Origin of the sequence: Micromonospora sp. NPDC048170 (assembly GCF_040652795.1) — a bacterium.
Taxonomy (GTDB): Bacteria; Actinomycetota; Actinomycetes; order Mycobacteriales; family Micromonosporaceae; genus Micromonospora.
The window spans coordinates 1-19,743 of the sequence record NZ_JBEZMR010000018.1 but is presented as its reverse complement, the minus strand read 5'-3'; the positions used below and the strand labels follow the sequence as shown (position 1 = coordinate 19,743).

General features: G+C 74.5%; 18 protein-coding genes. 5 read left to right on the top strand and 13 right to left on the bottom strand.

Going from position 1 to position 19,743, the window contains the following annotated elements; translation table 11 throughout:
• Positions 1-70: 70 nt before the first annotated feature.
• From AB0D32_RS21440 to AB0D32_RS21430, 3 genes are all read left to right on the top strand, one after another.
• Positions 71-1,666 carry an AMP-binding protein gene (locus AB0D32_RS21440; RefSeq protein WP_357092763.1) on the top strand — a complete coding sequence of 532 codons (1,596 nt, stop codon included), beginning with the start codon at positions 71-73 and terminating at the stop codon, positions 1,664-1,666.
• Positions 1,663-2,898, top strand: a complete 1,236-nt coding sequence (locus AB0D32_RS21435) for an MFS transporter (RefSeq protein WP_357092760.1) — start codon at positions 1,663-1,665, stop codon at positions 2,896-2,898. Before AB0D32_RS21440 ends, AB0D32_RS21435 begins: the two co-directional genes overlap by 4 nt.
• 166 nt (positions 2,899-3,064) lie before the next feature.
• Positions 3,065-3,748, top strand: a complete 684-nt coding sequence (locus AB0D32_RS21430) for an SGNH/GDSL hydrolase family protein (RefSeq protein ID WP_357092756.1) — start codon at positions 3,065-3,067, stop codon at positions 3,746-3,748.
• Positions 3,749-3,896: 148 nt separating this feature from the next.
• Here AB0D32_RS21430 and AB0D32_RS21425 read toward each other — a convergent pair whose 3' ends face one another.
• Positions 3,897-4,640: an ABC transporter permease gene (locus AB0D32_RS21425; protein ID WP_357092754.1), complete on the bottom strand. Its 744-nt coding sequence runs from the start codon at positions 4,638-4,640 to the stop codon at positions 3,897-3,899.
• A complete protein-coding gene (locus AB0D32_RS21420) occupies positions 4,640-5,371 on the bottom strand; it encodes an ABC transporter ATP-binding protein (protein WP_357092751.1) in 732 nt (243 codons plus the stop codon). The genes AB0D32_RS21425 and AB0D32_RS21420 overlap by 1 nt, the downstream gene beginning before the upstream one ends.
• Positions 5,372-5,502: 131 nt before the next feature.
• Here AB0D32_RS21420 and AB0D32_RS21415 point away from each other — a divergent pair, with 131 nt between their 5' ends.
• Together AB0D32_RS21415 and AB0D32_RS21410 are read left to right on the top strand one after the other, a co-directional pair.
• On the top strand, positions 5,503-7,428 hold the full coding sequence (locus tag AB0D32_RS21415; protein ID WP_357092748.1) for a histidine kinase: 1,926 nt from the start codon (positions 5,503-5,505) through the stop codon (positions 7,426-7,428).
• Positions 7,392-8,039, top strand: coding sequence for a response regulator transcription factor (locus AB0D32_RS21410; protein WP_357092744.1), 648 nt, complete (start codon positions 7,392-7,394; stop codon positions 8,037-8,039). Before AB0D32_RS21415 ends, AB0D32_RS21410 begins: the two co-directional genes overlap by 37 nt.
• A gap of 52 nt (positions 8,040-8,091) precedes the next feature.
• Here the strand turns inward: AB0D32_RS21410 and AB0D32_RS21405 are convergent, their stop codons facing one another.
• The 11 genes from AB0D32_RS21405 to AB0D32_RS21355 all read right to left on the bottom strand — a co-directional run.
• The gene (locus tag AB0D32_RS21405; protein ID WP_357092741.1) at positions 8,092-9,069 is read right to left on the bottom strand and encodes a phosphotransferase; all 978 of its coding nucleotides are present in this window, start codon (positions 9,067-9,069) and stop codon (positions 8,092-8,094) included.
• A gap of 207 nt (positions 9,070-9,276) precedes the next feature.
• Complete coding sequence (locus AB0D32_RS21400; protein ID WP_357092738.1) at positions 9,277-10,635, bottom strand: hypothetical protein; 1,359 nt, start codon at positions 10,633-10,635, stop codon at positions 9,277-9,279.
• Positions 10,635-11,606, bottom strand: coding sequence for a transketolase C-terminal domain-containing protein (locus tag AB0D32_RS21395; RefSeq protein WP_357092735.1), 972 nt, complete (start codon positions 11,604-11,606; stop codon positions 10,635-10,637). Before AB0D32_RS21395 ends, AB0D32_RS21400 begins: the two co-directional genes overlap by 1 nt.
• Entirely contained in the window at positions 11,607-12,578 is a 972-nt protein-coding gene (locus tag AB0D32_RS21390) for a thiamine pyrophosphate-dependent dehydrogenase E1 component subunit alpha (RefSeq protein WP_357092732.1), read from the bottom strand. It abuts the gene before it with no gap.
• Entirely contained in the window at positions 12,575-13,372 is a 798-nt protein-coding gene (locus tag AB0D32_RS21385) for a DUF3050 domain-containing protein (protein WP_357092729.1), read from the bottom strand. The genes AB0D32_RS21390 and AB0D32_RS21385 overlap by 4 nt, the downstream gene beginning before the upstream one ends.
• Before the next feature lies 1 nt (position 13,373).
• Positions 13,374-14,303: a phytanoyl-CoA dioxygenase family protein gene (locus tag AB0D32_RS21380; RefSeq protein ID WP_357092726.1), complete on the bottom strand. Its 930-nt coding sequence runs from the start codon at positions 14,301-14,303 to the stop codon at positions 13,374-13,376.
• Positions 14,300-15,406: a 4-hydroxyphenylpyruvate dioxygenase gene (hppD, locus tag AB0D32_RS21375; protein WP_357092723.1), complete on the bottom strand. Its 1,107-nt coding sequence runs from the start codon at positions 15,404-15,406 to the stop codon at positions 14,300-14,302. The genes AB0D32_RS21380 and hppD overlap by 4 nt, the downstream gene beginning before the upstream one ends.
• Before the next feature lie 68 nt (positions 15,407-15,474).
• Positions 15,475-16,713, bottom strand: a complete 1,239-nt coding sequence (locus AB0D32_RS21370) for a beta-ketoacyl-[acyl-carrier-protein] synthase family protein (protein WP_357092720.1) — start codon at positions 16,711-16,713, stop codon at positions 15,475-15,477.
• The gene (locus tag AB0D32_RS21365; protein WP_357092717.1) at positions 16,710-18,326 is read right to left on the bottom strand and encodes a class I adenylate-forming enzyme family protein; all 1,617 of its coding nucleotides are present in this window, start codon (positions 18,324-18,326) and stop codon (positions 16,710-16,712) included. The genes AB0D32_RS21370 and AB0D32_RS21365 overlap by 4 nt, the downstream gene beginning before the upstream one ends.
• On the bottom strand, positions 18,323-18,880 hold the full coding sequence (locus tag AB0D32_RS21360) for a beta-ketoacyl synthase chain length factor (RefSeq protein WP_357092714.1): 558 nt from the start codon (positions 18,878-18,880) through the stop codon (positions 18,323-18,325). Before AB0D32_RS21360 ends, AB0D32_RS21365 begins: the two co-directional genes overlap by 4 nt.
• On the bottom strand, positions 18,877-19,743 hold an 867-nt coding region (locus tag AB0D32_RS21355), incomplete at its 5' end, for a beta-ketoacyl synthase N-terminal-like domain-containing protein (RefSeq protein WP_357092711.1). The genes AB0D32_RS21355 and AB0D32_RS21360, both read right to left, overlap by 4 nt.

The window sequence follows — 19,743 nt, the reverse complement described above, 5'->3', positions numbered from 1 at the left end:
TCGCCGGGGCGCCGCGGCGTCCCGGGCTGCCCGGCGCACGGCGACACTTCTGCGGTGAGGGGGCTGTCGGATGACCGACCGACCGGAGCGACCGACCGGCTACGTGCACCGGGCGCTGGAGCTCTTCGCGGGCTTCGGTGACCGGGAGGCGCTGGTCGGGAACGGACGCCGGCTCAGCTACGCCGACGTCGCCGCGCAGGTGCGCGGGCTGGCCGCGGCGCTGCTCGGGCACGGCGTACGGCCGGGGCACGCGGTGCTGCTCGCGCTCGGCAACCCGGTGGAGGGGCCGCTGGTGCAGCTCGCCCTGCACCTGCTCGGCTGCCGGACGATGTGGATCGCCCCGGTCACCTCCCGCCGGGAGGTCGACGAGTTCGTCCGGCTGGCCCGCCCCGACGCGTTCGTCTACGACGCCCGCGACCCGGCCAGCCTGGGCCCGGAGCTGGCCGCCGGGCTGCCCGGCGTGCCCGTGCTCTGCCTCGGCCCGGGCGGCGCCGGACCGGACCTCGTCGCCGAGGCGGAGCGCGCCGCCGGGGACGACCTGCCGGCCGGGGTGCCGGTGCCGGAGTCCTTCCTCCAGACCAGCGGCACCACCGGCACCCCGAAGCTGGTGCACCACCGGGAGAGCTTCTACACGCAGGTCCTCGCCCTGGCAGCCGGCTTCCGCGCCGCCGGGCATCCGCCGCTGCGGCACCTGTCGCACTCGCCGATGTGGCTGGCCAGCGGCCAGATCACCACGCTGTTCAACCTCTTCACCGGCGGGGTGCTGTTCCCGCGCGACGGCTGGGACCCGGCGCGGTTCATCGACACCGTCGGGCGGGAGCGGATCAACTCGACGTTCGTCACCCCACCGATGCTCTACGAGGTGCTCGACCACCCGGCCCTGGACGGCGCGGACTTCTCCGCCATGTTCATGTTCAACGTGGGCGCCGGACCCGCCGCGCCCGCCCGGTTGCGTCAGGCGATCGCCCGCTTCGGCCCGGTGCTGCGCATCGTGTACGGCCTCAGCGAGGCGGTCGTGGTCACCGCCCTGCCGGGGCTGACCGAAGACCCGGCGCACCCGGAGCGGCTGCGGTCCTGCGGGCGACCCTACGGCGACGTGCGCGTACAGATCCGCGCCGAGGACGGCACGCCGCTGCCGCCCGGCGAGAACGGCGAGGTGTGGGTGCACACCGACCTGCGCTTCGCCGGCTACCACGGCCAGCCCGGGCTGACCGCCGAGACGCTGGCCGACGGCTGGGTCCGTACCCGCGACGTCGGGCACCTCGACGCCGACGGCTACCTCTACCTCGTCGACCGGTTGCAGGACCGGATCCTCACCCGGCGGCGTAGCTGGCCGATCTACTCCCGCCCGATCGAGGACGTCCTGGCCGGGCACCCGCAGGTGCGGGCGGCGGCCGTCATCGGTGTGCCGGACGAGGCGGCCGGCGAGCTGCCGTACGCCTTCGTGGTGCCGGCGCCCGGCGCGGCCGTGACCGCCGGGGAACTGGTCGACCTGGTGACCGCCGAGCTGAGCGACACCTGGGCGCCGGGCGGGGTCGAGTTCGTCGACCGGCTGCCGCTCAACCGCTCCGCCAAGGTGGACAAGCGCGCGCTGCGGGCCCGCTACGCCGGGGAACACCCGTCGTCGGTCGAGCAGCCGGAGGCGTCGATCGGCAGCCTGGCGTGACTCCCCGGCGGGAACTGACCGTCCTGGTCGCCGCCGACCTGATCTCCAACCTGGGCAGCCGGATCTCGGTGGTGGCCATCCCCTGGCTGGTGCTGGAGACCACCGGCAGCCCGGCGAAGATGGGCGTGGTGGCCGCCGCCGAGACGCTGCCCTACCTGTTCTCCAGCGCCCTGGGTGCGCCCTGGGCGGACCGGATCGGGTTGCGCCGCACCTCGATCCTGGCTGATGCCGGCAGCGCCGGACTGATGGTGGCGGTGGCCCTCACCCCGTGGCTCGGCTTCGGGGCGCTGGTCGCGCTGGTTGCCGTCGTCGGTGCGCTGCGGGGCGTCGGCGACCGGGTCAAGCACGTGATGTTCCGCCCGGCCGCCGAGGCCGCCGGGGTGCGGCTGATCCGGCTGACCTCCGTCTACGACGGGCTGGGCCGGCTGGTCACCCTGCTCGGCGCGGGGATGGGCGGGCTGCTCGTCTGGTGGTTCGGGGTGACGCGGGCGCTCCTCATCGACGCCGCCAGCTTCGCCGTCTGCGCCCTGCTGATCGGCCTGCTGGTCCGGCCGCCGGCCGCACCGACGGCAGCGGCGGCGCCGGAGCGATACCTGCGCGCGCTCGCGGGCGGGTTCCGCCACCTGGGCCGCGACCGGATGCTGCTGACCATGCTGCTGGTGATCTCGGCGCTGAACATGGTGGTCAACGCGAGCGTCGCGGTCTACATCCCACTCTGGGTGGACGACGTGCTGCGCAGCCCCGCCGGGCTGGGCCTGGTGCTCGGGGCGTTCGCGGCGGGCGCGCTGCTGGGCAACCTGCTGTTCACGGCGTTCGGCCCCCGGCTGCCCCGGTACCTGACCTTCGTCATCGGGGCGGCGGTCGGTGGCGCGCCGCGGCTGCTGGTCCTGGCGGTGAGCGAGGAGTTGGCGGTGGTGCTGGCGGTGACGTTCGCGTCCGGCATCGGCATCGCGGCGGTGAATCCGCTGCTCGGGGTCGCGATCTACGAGCGGGTACCGGCCGAGTTGCAGACCCGGGTGATCGGGCTCGCCGGCTCGCTGGCCTTCGCGGGCCTGCCGCTGGGCGCCCTGCTGGGCGGCTGGTCGGCGAGCGCCGCGGGCCTCGTCCCGGCCCTGCTGGCGATGACGGCGTTCTGCCTCGTCGTCACCCTCCTGCCGCTGCTGCCCGCCCTGCGCCCCCGGCCCGCCCCCACGCCGGCCGAGCGGGCCCCGCGTGTCGCGGGTCGGGCGTAGGGTCGGGGCGTGGCAGGACCGGGCGCCCAGGCGTTTGGCGGCGGCGTACCGGGCGCAGCGGCAGGCGTAACCCGACCGACCGCACCGTCTCCGCTGCCGTGACGGCTCATCCTGGATCGGGCGACGGGCCCTGTTCCGGGTGCCGGGCGTGGGCTAGCGTGCCGACATGCCATCGACGTTGAGCGAAGCGACGGATCCGTGGTGCCTTCGCGACGGAGAGAGCGCTGCCCTGTTGCGCGGGCATCCGTGGCGGCGTTTCGCGGTGCTGGGCGACAGCGTGGCCGAGGGGCTCTGCGAGCCCGTCGACGGCTATCCCGACGTGCAGTGGGCCGACCGGATCGCCGCTGAGCTGCGCGCCGTCCGGCCGGAGCTGGCGTACCTCAATCTGGGCGTGCGGGGGCTGCGGGCGCACGAGGTGGGCGCCGCGCAGCTCGCCCCGGCGCTGGCGTTCCGCCCCGACCTGGCGCTGGTGGTCTGCGGCGGCAACGACGCCTTCAGCCGGGGGTACGACGCGGACGCGGTCGACGCCGAGCTGACTGCCATGATCGAAACGCTCCAGGCTGCCGGGGCGGATGTGATCACCGTCGGCATGTTCGACGTGTCGCTCAGCCCGGCCGTGCCGGAGCAGCACCGCGCCGGCCTGGGCGAGCGGATGCGGCGGCTCTCCACGCACACCGGAGCGCTCGCGGAACGCCTCGGCACCCTGCACGTGCGGCTCACCGACCACCCGCTCACCGCCGATCCGTCGATGTACAGCAGCGACGGCCGGCACGGCAGCGCCCGCAGCGACGCGGTCGCCGCCGCCGAGACCGTCCGCCGCCTCGGCGCCCACCTGGTGCCTTGTCGTTGAAGAGTGCTCGTGCAATCCGTGGTGAGCCCCAAGATCCGCCACGGTGCCGGCCGGCGGAGGATCCACCCGCGGGACGCTGTCGAGCTGATGTCGTGAACGATTCAGGGCCGCCGGGTGCCGCAGCGGCTCCGGACACCGCCTGATGTCATCACTCCCAGCGGAAGTAGCGGGCCGCGATCCCGCCCAGCACGACGGTGAACGCCACCATCACGGCCAGGTGCGACAGCGTCGGCCAGGATCCCGCCCAGGCGTCCTGCACGGCCAGGGAGGCGGCCCCCAGCGGGGTGAAGTCGGCGATCTTCCGCACCAGGTCGGGCATCAGCGGCCCCGGCGTCCACACCCCGGCGAAGAACATCATCGGGAAGTAGATCAGCTGACCGATCCCCATCGAGGCCCGGGCGCTCGGTGTTACCGCCGTCACGAGCAGCGCGAGGGCGCACATCGTGGTCGACCCGAGCGTGAACGCCAGCACGAAGCCGACCGCGTTGCCGGGCGGCGGGACGTCGAAGACGGTCGCCGCCACCAGCCAGGCCAGGCCGCACGCGACCAGCAGTGCGGCGACGTTCACGGCCACCTGCGCGACGAGGACCGCCGCCGGCGAGACCGGGGTGGTCGACAGCCGGCGCAGGATGCCCCGCTCGCGATAGGTGCCCACCACGTTCACCAGCGTCATCATCGTCACCGTCGCGATGGCCAGCGTCATGGTGATGGGCAGGTAGACCTCCAGGGGGAGCCGGCCGTCCAGCTCGTCCGCCGGCTCCCGGAACCCCGGCATGGCCAGGCCGAGCACCAGGATCAGCAGGGCCGGGAACGCGATGGCGAAGAACGTGCCGACCGGATCCCGGAGGAACAGCTTCGCCTCGACGCGGATGATCTTGGAAAGGGCGGTCATCAGTTGCTCCTGGCAGCGGTGAGGGCGAGGATCGCGTCCTCGAGGGTGGGCCGTTCGACGCCGGGCACCTGGGCACCGGCGATCAGGTTGCGGGGAGTGTCGACGGCGACGACCCGGCCGGCCGCGACGACCGCCAACCGGTCGCACAGGCGCTCCGCCTCGTCCATGAAGTGGGTCACCAGCACGACCGTGACGCCACGGTCCCGGACCTGCCGGACCAGCTCCCACGTGTCGCGCCGCGCCTGCGGGTCCAGCCCGGTGGTCAGCTCGTCGAGGATCGCCACCCTCGGGTTGCCGACCAGCGCGAGCGCGATCGACAGCCGCTGTTTCTGCCCGCCGGAGAGCTTCGCGAACACCGTGTCCCGTTTGGGGGTCAGGCCCAGCTCGTCCATCAGCGCCCGCCAGTCGGCCGGGTGCGGATAGAACGAGCTGTACAGGTCGAGCGCCTCCCACACCTTGATCCGATCCGGCAGCTGGCTCTCCTGGAGTTGGATGCCCAGCTTCTGCCGCACCGCCGCGCGGTCCCGGCGCGGGTCCAGCCCCAGCACCCGTACCGTGCCGGAGTCCGGGGCCCGAAGCCCCTCGACGCACTCCACGGTGGTGGTCTTGCCGGCGCCGTTCGGGCCGACAAGCCCGAAGATCTCGCCCTCGTCCACGCTCAACGACACATCGGCGACGGCCACCTGGTCGGCGTACTGCTTGCGGAGGTTCCGCACCTCGATGACTGGCATGCCGCCAACGCTAGGAATCTCACCGGCCGCGGGTAATGGGTCCAGCTGCCCGGTGGAGGTGTACCCAGCCCCACCCCTGGTCGGTACCCTGCCCCAGTGCGGCGGCGGTCGGTGCGGCGAAGACTCCACCCGTGACTCGCTTCGCGCTCGCCATACCACGCTGCGTCACCCTGGTCGTGCTGAGCGTGGCCGGCTTCGTCTACGGGCACCTCCTCGTGCTCTGCGCCACGCTGGTGATCCCCTATCCGCTCGCCCTCTCCGGCCAGTTCCGCCTGGCCGCGCTGGCCCGCCGGCTCGCCCGCGCCTGGGCCGGGGCCGACCTGCCCGACCCCGTACGGGCGCCGCCGCCGGCACCGCACCGGCGCGAGGACGGCTGGTACGCCCACGACGGCACGGTGTTCAGGTCGCCTCGGCTGCCGGCGTTCCTGCTGAAGCTGGACCACCACGCGCAGGACCCGACGGTCGGCCGGGAATGGCTGTGGCTGATCTTCACTCCGGTCACCGGCGCGGTCCCGATCCTGGTGCCGCCCGCACTGATCACGGCCGGCGTGTTCCTGCTCGTCTCGCCTCCCTGGCCGCTCGCGTGGTCGGTGCCGGCGGCCGTCGGGTCGGTCGTGGCCGCGTTCCTGCTCGCGCCGGGTGCGTTGCGGGCGTACGGGCTCTGGGCCGGCGTGCTGCTGAGGACCGGGAAGCCGCCGCAGACGGCGGTCGGCCGGTGGGTCACCCGGACGTCGGCCGCGACCTGGCGGGGGGCCGGCCTGGCCGGGCTGTCCCTCGCCGCGTTCGGCGGCCTGCTGCTCAACCTGCTCGCCGCGGCCCTGTCGTGGGGCGGGCTGCTGCCGTACACCCTGCCGGTCACGCGGTCACTGGTGCAGCTCTACCGGCGCCACGTCGGACGGTGGACGGGCACCGACCTGCCCGCACCGTACCGGCCTTACCCGCCGTCGCCGAGCCCCGGCGAGGACGGCAACTACCGGGTCGGACGGGTCCTGTACACCGACCTCCCGGCGGCGATCCAAGGTCAGCGGCCAGGATGGCTGCTCGGTGACCCGGCCACCTGGCGGGACCAGCTGTGGTCACTGGGCTCGGTCGTCCTGGCCCCGCTCTCGTTCGTCCCGGCGGTCCTGGTCGGCTTCGGGTTCTACGGCCTGTTCTGCCAGCCCCTGACGTGGGTGGGCTGGGCGGTGCCGATCGGCCTGTTCACCGGCTACTGGATCACCCCGTTCTACCTGTCGTTCGGCATCGAGCACGTCGGCCTCGTCGGGCCGTGGTTTCCGGACTGGGCGAGCATGCCCGTCGGGCTGGCCATGTCGCTGCTCGGGTTGGGCCTGGCCGTCCCGCTGACGAGGCTGCGGCTGTGGTGGGACCGGCTCCTGCTCACCCCCACCGCGTCCACCGTGCTCGCCCTGCGGGTCGCACACCTCGCCACGACCCGGGCCGACGCCGTCGACGTGCAGGCGGCCGAGCTGCGCCGCATCGAACGCGACCTGCACGACGGCGCCCAGGCCCGGCTCATCGCCGTCGGGCTCGGCCTGGCCGCCGTCGCACGGCTCATGGAGACCGACCCGGTGCGGGCGCGCCGGGTCCTGGAACAGGCGCAGGAGACGTCCGCCGCCGCGCTGGCCGAACTGCGCGACCTGGTACGCGGCATCCATCCGCCGGTGCTGGCCGAGCGCGGACTCGGCGACGCGATCCGGGCGATCGCGCTCGACACCCCGCTGCCGGTGGACGTGGACGTCGACCTGCCCGGCCGGCTCGACGCGCCGGTCGAGTCGGCCGCCTACTTCGTCACCTGCGAGGCCCTCACCAACGCGGCCCGCTGCGCGGCCCACATCTCGGTCTCGCTGTCGTACCGCGACGGGCTGCTCCGGATGGTGGTGACCGACGACGGTCCCGGTGGGGCCGACCCGGCCGCAGGGACCGGCCTGCGCGGCATCCAACGGCGGCTCGCTACATTCGACGGGACCCTGACCCTGCACAGTCCGCCCGGCGGACCCACCGTCGTCACCATGGAGATCCCGTGCGCGTCGTCCTCGCCGAGGACCTCCACATCCTGAGGGATGGACTGGTCCTGCTCCTCGAAAGCCACGGCTTCACCATCGCCGAGGCCGTCGGCGACGGGCCGGCGCTGCGTGCCGCCCTGTCCCGGCACCGACCCGACGTGGCCATCGTCGACGTACGGCTGCCGCCGACCTTCACCGACGAGGGCCTCCAGGCGGCGCTGGCCGCCCGGCGGGACGTACCCGGCCTGCCGGTGCTGGTGCTGTCCCAGCACGTCGAGCAGCTCTACGCCCGGGAGTTGCTGGCCGACGGGGCCGGCGCGGTCGGCTACCTGCTCAAGGACCGCGTCCTGAACGCCGAGCAGTTCATCGACGCCGTACGCCGCGTCGCCTCGGGCGGCACCGCGATGGACCCCGAGGTGATCGCCAAGCTGCTGACGGCCGGGGGCACCGCCTCGCCCCTGGCCCGCCTCACGCCGCGCGAGCGCGACGTCCTCGAACTCATGGCCCAGGGACGTTCCAACGCCGCCATCTCGCAGCGCCTGTTCCTCAGCGAGAGTGCGGTGGGCAAGCACACCGCGAGCATCTTCGGCAAGCTCCAGCTCCCCCCGTCCTCCGACGACAACCGCCGCGTCCTCGCCGTCCTCGCCTACCTGAACGACGCCTGACAACCCGCCCCGCCCTCCCCGGCACGGCCCGCCACGCACCTGTGCGCACCGATCAGGCGAGCTGGTCCAGCGCCCGGGCGACGTTGTGCGCGACGATCGCGCGCATGCCGGCCCGGTCGGGGAAATCGCCGTCGAGCAGGCGTAGCGGACCCGCCACCAGCGACAGGTGCAGCGCGAGCCGGTAGAGGCACAGCCGGTCCTCGTCGAGACCGGCCACGGCCAGCGCCGGGTAGGCGTCGCCGAAACGCAACTCGAGGAAGGCGTGCTCCCACTCGACGTCGAGGAACATGGCGCCCTCGATGTCGACGAGCACCGGATGGTCGCGGTCGTCGACGAGCACGTGGTCCGGGCCGAGTTCACCGTGGATCAGGCCGTAGCGGGAACGGGGCGCCACGGCGGCGTACCGCTCGGCCAGGGTAGCGGCGAGACGGTCCCGCGCGGCGGCGATCCGCTCGACCCGGGCGGCGGCCTCGGACAGGTCCCGCAGCGCCCGGGCGAAGATGATCCGCTGCACCGCCCGGCCCGCCTTCGGGCCGTCGGACCCCGGGCGGCCGGACCCCGGGCGGCCGGACCCGGCTCGACGCCGGGCGTGCATTCTCCGGACGGCGTCACCGAGCCGAGCCAGCACCGCTTCGGCCCGTCGCGGGTCGCGCCAGCGCAGATCTTGCAGGGTGCCGCCCCGGACGTCCTCCACCACCGCCACCTCGCCGGGCAGCAGGGTCGCGGCGGGAGCGAGCAGCAGCCGGGGTACCCGCACCCCGGCAGCGGTGAACTCCCGGTGCGCCGCCGCGAACAGCCCCGCCCCGGTGGCGTGCCCGAACGGGTCGTCGGGTGCCGGTACCGCCTGCGCCGGCCAGTAGTCCTCCCTCGGATGCCACACGTAGGCGACGCCGGTGGATCCGTCGTCGAGGGTCAGCCGGTAGACGCCCTTCTTCGTGCCGCCCCTCAGCCGTTCGGCCGAGACCAGCACCCGCCCCCGCCCGAACGCCGCCCGCGCAACCGGCCGCAGGTCGTCGACCGTCAACCCCACCCGCACTCCACCCACCCACCCACCCACCCTCCCGACCGCCCCGCGCCCCGCGCCCCGCGCCCCGCGCCCGGGGATGGTCTGCGTCGATCATGCACTTGTCGCCCCGATTCATCCCGTACGTCCGATGTGCACGGGCCACAAGTGCATGATCGACGAGCGAGGCGGGGGGCGAGGCACGGCGGGGGTGGGGGGCGGGGGTGGGGGTGGTCAGGGTGTGACCAGGAGGCCGGAGAGCAGGACGCCTCGGGCCAGGTTGAGGACGCCGTCGCAGCCCGGGAAGCCGGTACGGATGCAGGCGCCGGCGGCCCGGCGGCCGAACAGGTACGGGGCGATGCTGTACGGGACGTCGGCGCTGACCGTCTCGCCGGTCTCGATGTGCACGAAGTCCAGCGGGACGTCGTCGGCCTTCACGTACTCCTGGAGGATGAAGCCGCCCCGCCCGACGGCGCGGGTCAGGCCGTCCCGCCACGCGTCGGCGTCGGTCTCCCGGCCGATCAGCACGTCCGTCCCGGCGGAGCCGTCGGCCGGCTTCGCCACCAGGCCGGCCTGGTCGGCCACCGCCCGGTCGAGCAGGTCGGCGGTGAGCGACCAGGTACGCGGCACGTACCGGTGCACCAGGTCCCGGTCCGTCACCGGCAGCGTGTCGGCGTCCTCCCACAGCCAGGCGAACGCGCGCTTGTTGGCGACCAGCCAGGCCGCCGTCGACACCCACATCGGCACCGTGCCCGCCGCGAGCCCCGCCGCCAGGGCGTCCAGCCCGGTGCTCGGGGTGACCCGGTTGGGCACGAAGAGCCGGAACACCCCGTCGACCGGGGCACCGTCGGCGACCAGTCTGCTCCGGCTGTCGAGCGTGACCTGGGAGACGGGCGCGACGACCAGGTCCAGCCCGAACGCGGCGGCCCGCTCGACCACCGGCGACAGCAGCCGGACGAACCGCTGCGGGTCGTCGAGTCCCGGGTACTCGGCGTCGAAGTCGACCAGCATGGCGACCCGGGCGCCGTCGGGCAGGCCGAGGCCGGCGCGGATCGCGGCGAAGCGCCGGTCCACCGCCGAGGGCGCCGCGGCCAGGCGGGCCCGGTCGGTGAGGCCGCGCCGCCGGTAGACGTCGACGAAGCGGCGCACCGTGGTGTCCGCGTCGAACGCCCCGCCGAGGCTGCTGTCGATGTTGTACTCCACGAACCGGGGCACCCCGTCGGAGAGCAGCACGTCCGGCCGGAACGCGTCGAGCAGCGCCGCGGTCAGCGGCTCGTCGTCGTCGAGCAGCCGGGTCTCGCCGTCGGGCACGTTCAGCAGCCGGCGCAGTTCCCCCGCCGTGCCGGCCCGCCGCCGGCACGCCTCGAAGATGAGCTGCGCGATCCGGTCGGAGACGGCGTTGAGCACGCCCAGCGACGTCTCGTCCATCACCGGCGGCCGGGCCAGCCGCCACTGCTTGTTGTACGTGGCCCGGCCGTCGAAGATCTCCCGCCAGGACCCGGCCCCGGCGGCCACCATCTCGGTGCGCAGCGGCGCGGGCAGGTCGAGCCATGCCCGCGCGGCGGAGGGCCAGCGGTAGTCGACGTCGTTCATCATCCGTCCTTCATGACGTGTTGGATGGCGGCCAGGAGCTGCTCGCGGCTCGGCTGCACGGCCCGGTCCAGCGCCGGGGCGAACGGCAGCACCGCGCCGTCGGGGCGGGTGACCCGGCGTGGCGGCGCGACCAGCCGCACCCGCTCGACCATGGTCGAGATGATCTCCCCCGCGATGCCGCAGGAACGGTTGGAGTCGTCCACCACCACCAGCCGCCCGGTGCGCGCCACCGACTCGGCGAGGGCGTCCCAGTCGAACGGGTAGAGCGTGCGCGGGTCGAAGACCTCCACCGACACCTCGTCGGCCAGCTCGTCGGCGACCGCGAGGGCGTCGTGCACCAGGTGCCCCACCGCGACGACGGTCACGTCGTCGCCGGGCCGGTGCACCCGGCCCCGGCCCAGCGGCACCGGTGCGAGCGCGGCCAGGTCCACGTCGGCGCGGACGTCCAACGCGCCGGCCGGGGCGAAGACCACCACCGGGTCGTCGCACCGCACCGCCGACACCAGCAGCCCGTACGCGTCGGCCGGGGTGGCCGGCACCACCGTGGTCACCCCGACGTGGGCGAAGAGGCTGTACGGGTGGTCGGAGTGCTGCCCCGCCCAGCCCGTCCGCGAACCGGAGCCCGGCACCAGGTACGTGACGGGTGCCGCGCACTGCCCGCCGGTCATCAGCGGGAACTTGTGCGCGTGGTTGACGATCTGCTCGAAGACGAGGAACAACAGCGACGGGATCTGGAACTCGACCACGGGTCGCATCCCGGCCAGGGCCGCTCCGGTGGCGAAACTGGTGAACGCCTGCTCCGACAGCGGGGTGTCGAGCACCCGCTCCGGGCCGAACCGCTTGAACAGCCCGGCGGTGACGTTCGAGGCGGCCACCCGGATGTCCTCGCCGAGCAGGAACACCGACTCGTCGCGGGCCAACTCGTCGGCGAGGGCCCGGGTGAGCGCCTTGCGGTAGGACAGTCTGGGCATCTAGCCACCTCCGGTGCGAGCGGTCAGCCCGCTGGCGTACAGGTGTGCCAGGGCGTCGGCCGGGTCCGGTTCCGCGCCGGCGAGCGCGAACCCGACGGCCGCCTCCAGCGTGGCCTCGACCTCGGCGTCCGCCCCGGCCCGTACGTCGGCGGGCAGTCGCCCACCCTGGATGTCCACCGGGTCGCGGGAGCGGCCCCGGGCGACCTCGTCGGGCGGGCGGTAGTCGAGGCGTACCGCGTGTTCGAAGGTGTGGTGGGCATCGAACCGGTAGGTCCGGGCCTCGATCAGCTCGGGGCCGCCGCCGGCTCGCATCCGGTCGACGGCGGCCCTCGCGGCGTCGCGTACCGCCTCGGGGTCCTGGCCGTCGACGACGGCGGCCGGGATGCCGAACGCGGCGGCCCGGCCGGGGATGCTGCCGGCGACCGCGCCCTCGACGGGCATGGTGGTGGCATAGCCGTTGTTCTCGCAGACGAACAGCACCGGCACCCGCCACAGCGCGGCCAGGTTGAACGCCTCCAGCAGCATCCCCTCGTTGACCGCGCCGTCGCCGAAGAAACTCACCCCGACCGTGTCGGCGCCCCGGCGGCGGCGCGCCCACACCGCGCCGGTGATGATCGCCCCGGACGCGCCGACGATGGCGTTGGCGCCGAGCACGCCGACCCCGAAGTCGGCGGCGTGCATCGAGCCGCCCCGGCCGGCGTTGAGGCCGGTGACCCGGCCGCACAGCTCGGCGAGCATCCGGGCCGGATCGGCGCCCTTGGCGAGCACGTGCCCGTGCCCCCGGTGGGTGCCGGCGACGACGTCGTCGGCACCCAGGGCGGCGCACACCCCGGCGGCGATCCCCTCCTGCCCCAGGTACGGGTGGATGCCGCCCACGATGTGCCCGGAGCGGACCAGCTCGATGGCCCGCTCCTCGAAGCGGCGGATCAGCCGTACCGTCCGGTAGAGCCGGACCGGGTCGGCGTCTGTCACCGGTCGCGCCCCGCCTTGACCTCGGCGAGGATGTCGTCCCAGAGCTGGGCGCGGGCGGCGAGCGCGGTGTTGACGGTGTCGGCGCACTCCTGCCACCTGGCGTCGTCGTCGCCGCACAGGTCGGCGAGCATCTGCATCGCCATCGGGGTGTGCTGCTCGCCGTCGACCTCGATGTGCCGCTCCAGGTAGTCGACGAACGTGTTCAGCCGCCGGCTGCGCTCGTTGACCGCGACGACCTGGGTGAACATGTCGGGGATCAGGTCCTCCCGGCCGAAGGCGAAGGCGGCGGCCTGGCAGTGCACCGGGGTCGTCTCGATGATCCGCCAGGTGGTGCCGGCAAACGCCGCCGACGGTGCGGGCACGCCGGCGGCGGCCAGCGACTCGGTCACCGGCCGGCCGGCCCGCAGCAGGTCGACCAGCTTCTCCACGGCCGTGGTGTCGGCGCCGGCCTCCCGCATGCCCCGCACGTACAGCTCGAAGTGGCTGATGTAGCCGTCGCCCAGCTCGTCGCTCTCCTCCACCATCACGATGTCGTTGATCAGGCGGCGGCTGGCCGTGGGACCGGTCGGGATCCACGGGACGGTGACGCAGGTGAGCTGCCGCTGCAACGACGTCAGCAGCGACATGAAGTCCCAGACGGCGAAGACGTGGTGCTCCATGAAGGTGACCAGCGCCTCGTGGGTGTCGAGGGCGGCGTAGAGCGGGTGCCGGACAACCGCCTCGCGGCGCTCGCTCACCGCCTTCTCCAGCCGCTCGATGCCCGGGTGCGTCTTCCCCCAGTCGTACCGTGACATGTCAGCCTCCCTGTGGGGCGCGGTGGCGCCAGATGACCGGGCAGTACTCGGGATCCGCGTAGTCCGGCCGCCCGTCGGGGGTGCGGCGGACCAGCACGTCGTGGTTGTACGCGGCGAGGGCGCCGTCGGAGAGCGGATACTCCCGCCAGGCGTTGTCGCCGTCCTGCAGGTGCAGCGAGATCGCCCGGCGCGGGCGGCCGCTGACGTTGGCGCCGCTGCCGTGGTAGGTGCGGCAGTGGTGGAAGCTCACGTGTCCTTTGGGGATCACCATCGGCACCTTGCGGATCCGCACGCCGTTGTGGGCCGCGTTCTCGGCGAGCATCTCCTCCAACTGGTCGCGGTCGCGCTCGGCGAAGTGCCGCACCACCGTGTCGTCGGCGCCGATCTCCGTCCAACGGTGCGAGCCGTCGACCATGGTGATGGTGCCCATCTCCTCGCCGCAGTCGTGCAAGGGGATGAACGCGGTGAGCATGTTCTCCGACGACGAGGACGCCCAGTAGTGCTTGTCGAAGTGCCAGGGCACGATGTTCGACGGCTCGCCGGAGACCGGCGGTTTGTAGATCAGCGTGGACTGGAAGATCCGGATCTCGGTGGCCCGGGCGAGCCGGGCGGCGACCGCGCCGATCAGCGGCTTGCGCAGGATCGCCCCGAGCCCGTCGTGCTCGTGGTGGACGTAGTCGTTGTGTCGCTGCACCGGGCCCTTCGACGGGTCCCAGTAGGCGAGCCTCGGCGGGCGCACCGGCAGGCGGCGGTCCCGCTCGCCGGCGTAGTAGCGGTCGGAGGCAGCCGTGAGGGCGTCCACCTCGTCGTCGGTGAGCAGCTTCTTCGACAGGTACCAGCCGTGCGCGGCGTAGAACGCCACGTCCTCGTCGGAGGGGAGCAGTGCCTCCTCCTCCGCGGTCAGCGTCGGCTCGAACTCGATCGTGGTCACGTCCGCACCTCCTGCGGTGTCACGGCCGCGACGGTGGGGGTCGCCCCCGCCGCGGCCAGTTCCCGTTCCTTGGCCTCGTAGAGCGCCCTGATGTTGCCGCTGCCGAAGGTCCGTGCCCCGCGCCGCTCGATCAGCTCCAGGAAGAGGGTGCGGCGCACGTGCAGGGACTCGGTGAAGATCTGCAGCAGCTGCCCGCCGTGGTCGCGGTCGACGAGCACGCCCAGGTCGCGCAGCCGGTCCAGCGGCACGTCCACCGGGCCGACCCGCGCCTCCAGGGCGTCGTAGTAGCTGGCGGGGGTGCCGGCGAAGCGCACGCCCCGGTCGGCGAGGGTGGCGACCGCGGTGACGATGTCGTCGGTGCGCAGCCCCAGGTGCTGCACCCCGGCACCGACGTGCTGGTCGAGGAAGGCGTCGAGCTGCCCCGCCCGGCGGGAGCGGTCCGGCTCCAGCAGCACCAGGGTGACCCGCCCCGAGGGGCTCTGCACCACCGTGGAGTTCATCGCCTGCCCGGCGACCTCGACGCGCTCGGCGAAGATCTCCGCGAACCCGAACACGTCCCGGTAGTACCGGACCGTCTCGTCGAGCTGCCCGGGCGGCAGGCAGACCGCCAGGTGGTCGATCTCGGCGAGCAGCTTGCCGCCGCCGTCCGGGGACGTCATCTCGACCGCCCCGGGCAGGAACTCGCCGGGGTCGCCGCGCCGGGACACGAGTCGGTGCAGCACGTCGCCGAAGCCACCCACCTCGGCGGTGACCACCTCCGCGTCCGCGCCGCCGAAGGTGGTCGGCGGCCTCACCCCCGCCGCTCCCCGGCGCACCAGTTCGGCGTACGCCCCGGCGACGTCGTCGACCTCCAGCGCCACCACGGCGACGCCGTCACCGTGCCGCTGCACGTACCGCGACGCCGGGTGCTCGGCGGTGAGCCCGGTGGTGAGCAGCACCCGGATGTCCGCCTGGCACAGCAGCAGCGACCGCTGGCCGGCCAGCCCGGTCTCGGGGCCGCCGTGGCCGCGCAGTTGGAGGCCGACCGCGCGGTCGAAGTAGAAGGCCGCCTGCCGGGCGTCCCCGACGAAGAGTTCGATGTGGTCGATCCCACGGATGTCCATGTCCTCAGCCCTTTCCACGGTTCCCCCGTGGTTGCCGTCCGGGCGGTCCCGCCCGGGGTGGAGCGTGGTCAGCCCCTCGGCCGGGCGGCCCGTGCGAGCAGCAGGCTCACGTTCTGGCCGCCGAAGCCGAAGGAGTTGGTCAGCGCGTACCCGGTGTCCGTCGCCCGTGGCTCCTTGCGGACGTGGTCCGCCCGGCAGGCCGGGTCCGGGTCGTCGAGGTTGTGCGTCGGCGGCAGCAGGCCCCGGCCGAGCGCCAGCGCGGTGGCCGCCGCCTCCAACACCCCGGAGGCGCCGAGCAGGTGGCCGGTGAGCGCCTTGGTGGAGCTGACCGGCACACCACCGTCACCGAACACCTCGGTCAGCGCCGTGGTCTCGGCGATGTCGCCGAGTTTCGTGCCGGTGCCGTGCGCGTTGACGTAGCCGACCCGCGCGGCGGGCACGCCGCCGCTGGCCAGGGCCCGCCGCATGCACTCCGCGGCGCCGGCTCCGTCGGGGCGTGGGGCGGTCGGGTGGTACGCGTCGGTGGTCGCCCCGTACCCGGCGACCTCGGCGTAGGCGGTGGCCCCCCGGGCGGCGGCGTGTTCGGCGCGTTCCAGCACCAGCAGGGCCGCGCCTTCGGCGAGGACGAACCCGTTGCGGCGGGCGTCGAACGGCCGGCTCGCCGCGGTCGGGTCGGCCCAGCCCCTGGCGAGCGCCCGGGCGTTGCCGAAGGTGTCGGCGAACGTGGGGAACAGCGGCGCCTCGCTGGCCCCGCAGAGCACCACGTCGGCCTCCCCGGCGCGGATCAGCCGGACCGCGTCGGCGACCGACTGGGCGCCGGAGGCGCAGGCGGTGCCGACCGACGAGGTGTAGCCGCGGATGCCGTACCGGATGGCGATCCGGGCCGCCGGCATGTTCGGCAGGATGCCGGTGAGCAGGTACGGGCTGACCGCCGCCCGGCCGCGCCCGGCGCGGGCCAACACCTGCGACTCCAGGGTGGACATCCCGCCGACGCCGCCGACGATCACGCCGGTGCGGCCCGGGTCCACGTCCCGGCCCACCTCGATGCCGGCGTCGGCGAGCGCGTCGGCAGCGGTGAGCAGGGCGAGCACCACGATCCGGTCCAGCACTCTGGTCTCCGGCCCGGTGGCGACGGTGCGCGGGTCGATCTCCGGGAGCACCCCGGCGACCTCCAGCGACTCGGCGGCGGGGTGCCCGGACGGCGGCCGGGCCAGCCCGGACCGTCCGGCGCAGAGCGCGTCGAAGGTGGCGTCGACGCCCCGGCCCACGGGGGTGAACAGCCCCATCCCGGTGATGACGGCGGTCATGACGGCGCCTCGCTGAGATACCGCTCCCGCAGCACCACCTTGCGTACCTTGCCGGTGACGGTGACCGGGATGTCGGCGGAGCGCACCGGCACGACCCGGCGCAGGGTCGCGCCGACGTCCGGGCCGAGCGCGGCCCGGACCCGCCCCGTGCGGTCGTCGTCCTCGTCGGCACCGGCGGCGAGTTCCAGCAGCACGTCGGTGACCACCCCGCCGGCCCCCGAGGTGATCACCACGGTGCAGTCGGTGACGTCCGGGCAGGCGGCGAGGACCCGCTCCTCGGACAGCGCGGTGTAGAACCACCGCCCGTCGCCCGCGTCGACCGCGTCGACGGCCCGGTCCAGGTGGTGGTAGCGGCCGTCGGCGTCGGCGTACACCAGGTCGCCGGTCAGGTACCAGCCGCGCTGGCGGGAGCGGTACGTGGTGACGGAGTCGTTCCAGTACCCGCGGAACAGCGACGGCGAGTCGACACCGAGCCAGCCCACCTCGCCGGTCGGCACCGGGTCGCCCCCGGCGTCGAGCACGGCGACCTTCGCGAACTGGTAGGGCCGGCCGACGCAGCGGCCGTACCGGTCGGTGTCGACGCGGTGCGTGATGTGGAACAGGGAGTGTCCCATCTCGCTGGAGCCGAGCCCGTCGATGAAGACCGAGCCCGGCACCCGGGTGGTCCCCTCCCGGGTCACCACGTTGCGGGAGCCGACCGCGACCAGCCGGCGTACGTGCGGTTCGTGCGAGCAGTCGCCGGTGTTGAACCACAGCGCCACCGAGTCCAGGTCGTACGCGGCCAGATCGAAACGGGCCAGCTCCGCCCAGGTCACCGAGAACCCGAACACCCCGTCGGGGCGCCAGCGCTGGATCGCGTCGAGCACCCGGTCCCCACCCTGGTCGGACAGGAGCAGCATCTCGGCCCGGTTGCCGAGGGCCTGGTTGACCATGAGCACGGTGGCGGTGTGCGGGGCGGGCAGCGCGTTGAGGATCCGGCCGGTGCCCTGCGCCTGCGGCATGGCGAGCAGGTGCCGGGTGGCGGCGAACAGGCTCGCGTGCGAGTGCAGCACCGCCTTGGGCACCCCGGTGGTGCCGGAGGTGTGGGTGATGACGACCGGGTCGTCGGCGTGGTGCCGGTACTGCTCCGGCGCGGCGGCCGGGTCGCCGGTGCCGGCCTCGGCGGGCGTGCCGAGCACCGGAACGCCGAGATCCTGGCCGGCCAGCAGGGCACGGTGCGCGTCGTCGGCGAGCACCCCGACGCCGCGCAGCCGGCGGACGTACTCGGCCGCGATCTCGGGACGGAGCCTGCCGTTCATCAGCGCCGGGATCGCGCCGAGCCGGGTCAGCGCGAGGAAGCTGAGCACCATGTCGGCGGCGTCGGTGGCCCAGACGGCGACCGGGTCGCGGGGCTTGACGCCCCGCTCGTGCAGCCAGGCGGCGCGGGCGGCGACCCGCTCGTCGAGCCGGCCCAGCGTGAGCGGACGCCCGGTCGGGTGGCCGTCCACGGCGGTGTCGAAGGTGAGGCCCGGCCCGGCCGGGTCGGCGCCGTGCGCCAGCACCCGGGCCAGCACGTTGCCGGCACCGATCCGCTCGTCGGCGGCCAGCACCCCGCGCAGTCCCCTGCTCCTCATGGTGCGTCTCCTCCCCCCAGCAGCACCGCGACGGCTCGGGCTTCGGGCTGTCCGCCCGGCACCCGCGCACCGCCGTCGTCGGATGCCTGTTCGATCAGGATCAGCAACGCCCGGTCGGCGTCGCCGTCGTGCAGCAGCAGGTCGGCCTCGGCGGTCCCCGCGGCGCGCGGTTCACCGGTGGGCGCGAGGCAGAGCACCGGCCCGCCCAGCCCCCAGCGGGCGGCCACGTGCCCGGCCACGCTGTTGGGCACCGACTGGAAGAAGAACAGCGGCCCGGGCCGCCCGCCGGCGGCGACCGTCGCGCGCACGTGCGCCGCGCTGGCCCGGTCCCCGGCCGCGCTGACCAGCACGACCGCGGTCCGTTCGCCGTCGGGGGCCGGCCGCCGCCCGTACGCCCGGGTCAGGCAGCGCTCGGCGACCGCCGCGACCAGGGGCGGGAAGCTGGAGTGCACGTACCCGGGCACCGGCGGTGGCGCGCCGTCGCCCGGCTCGGGCCAGGCCGCCTCGGCCAGCACGGTGAGGCGGGCGGCGGCGTGCCCGGCGGACGCGGTCATGCCGCACCGACCAGCAGCGCGGTGTTGGCGCCGCCGAAGGCGGCGTTGAGGCTCAGCGCGTACCCGGTGGCGGCGGGCCGGGGCGCGTCGCGGACGACGTCCAGCGGGCAGGCCGGGTCGGGGCCGAGCCAGCCGGCGTTGACGGGCAGTTTCCCGTGCCGCAGGGCGAGCACGGTCACCACCAGCTCCAGCAGGCCGGAGGCCTCCAGGGCGTGTCCGTGCAGCGCCTTCGTGGAGCTGACCGGGATGCGTGCCGCCGCCGCGCCGAGCGCGGTACGCAGTGCCGCCGCCTCGGCGGCGTCGCTGTGGCCGGTGCCGGTGGCGTTGGCGTTGACGTACCCGATCGCCTCCGCCGTGAGGCCGGCCCGGCGCAGCGCCGCGGTGACCGCGCGGGCCAGGCCGCGTCCGCCCGGCTCGGGCTGGCAGGGGTGGAAGGCGTCCCCCGCCCGGCCCCAGCCGAGCAGGTCGGCGACCGCCCGTCGGGCAACGGTCCGCGACTCCAGCACCACCGCGGCGACGCCGTCGCCGAGCAGCAGCCCGGTGCGGCCGGCGCTGAACGGGCGCACCGCGCCGTCGGTGGCGAGGGCGCGACCGGCGTCGAAGAGCGCGTACTGGTCCGGCTCCACCAGGTAGCCCGCGGCCACCACCGCCCGGGTCACGTCGCCGCGGCGGATCAGGGCCGCGGCGTCGGCGACCGCGCTGCTCGCCGAGACGCAGGCGGTGGTGTACGCCCGGACCGGGCCGGTGAGCCCCGTCCGGATGGCCAGCCCGGTGGCGAGCGCAGGCACGGCCGCACCGCCGTGCACGGCCAGCAGCAGGGCGGTGCCGGCCCGGCGGCCGGCGACGAGCCCGGCGTCCCGGCA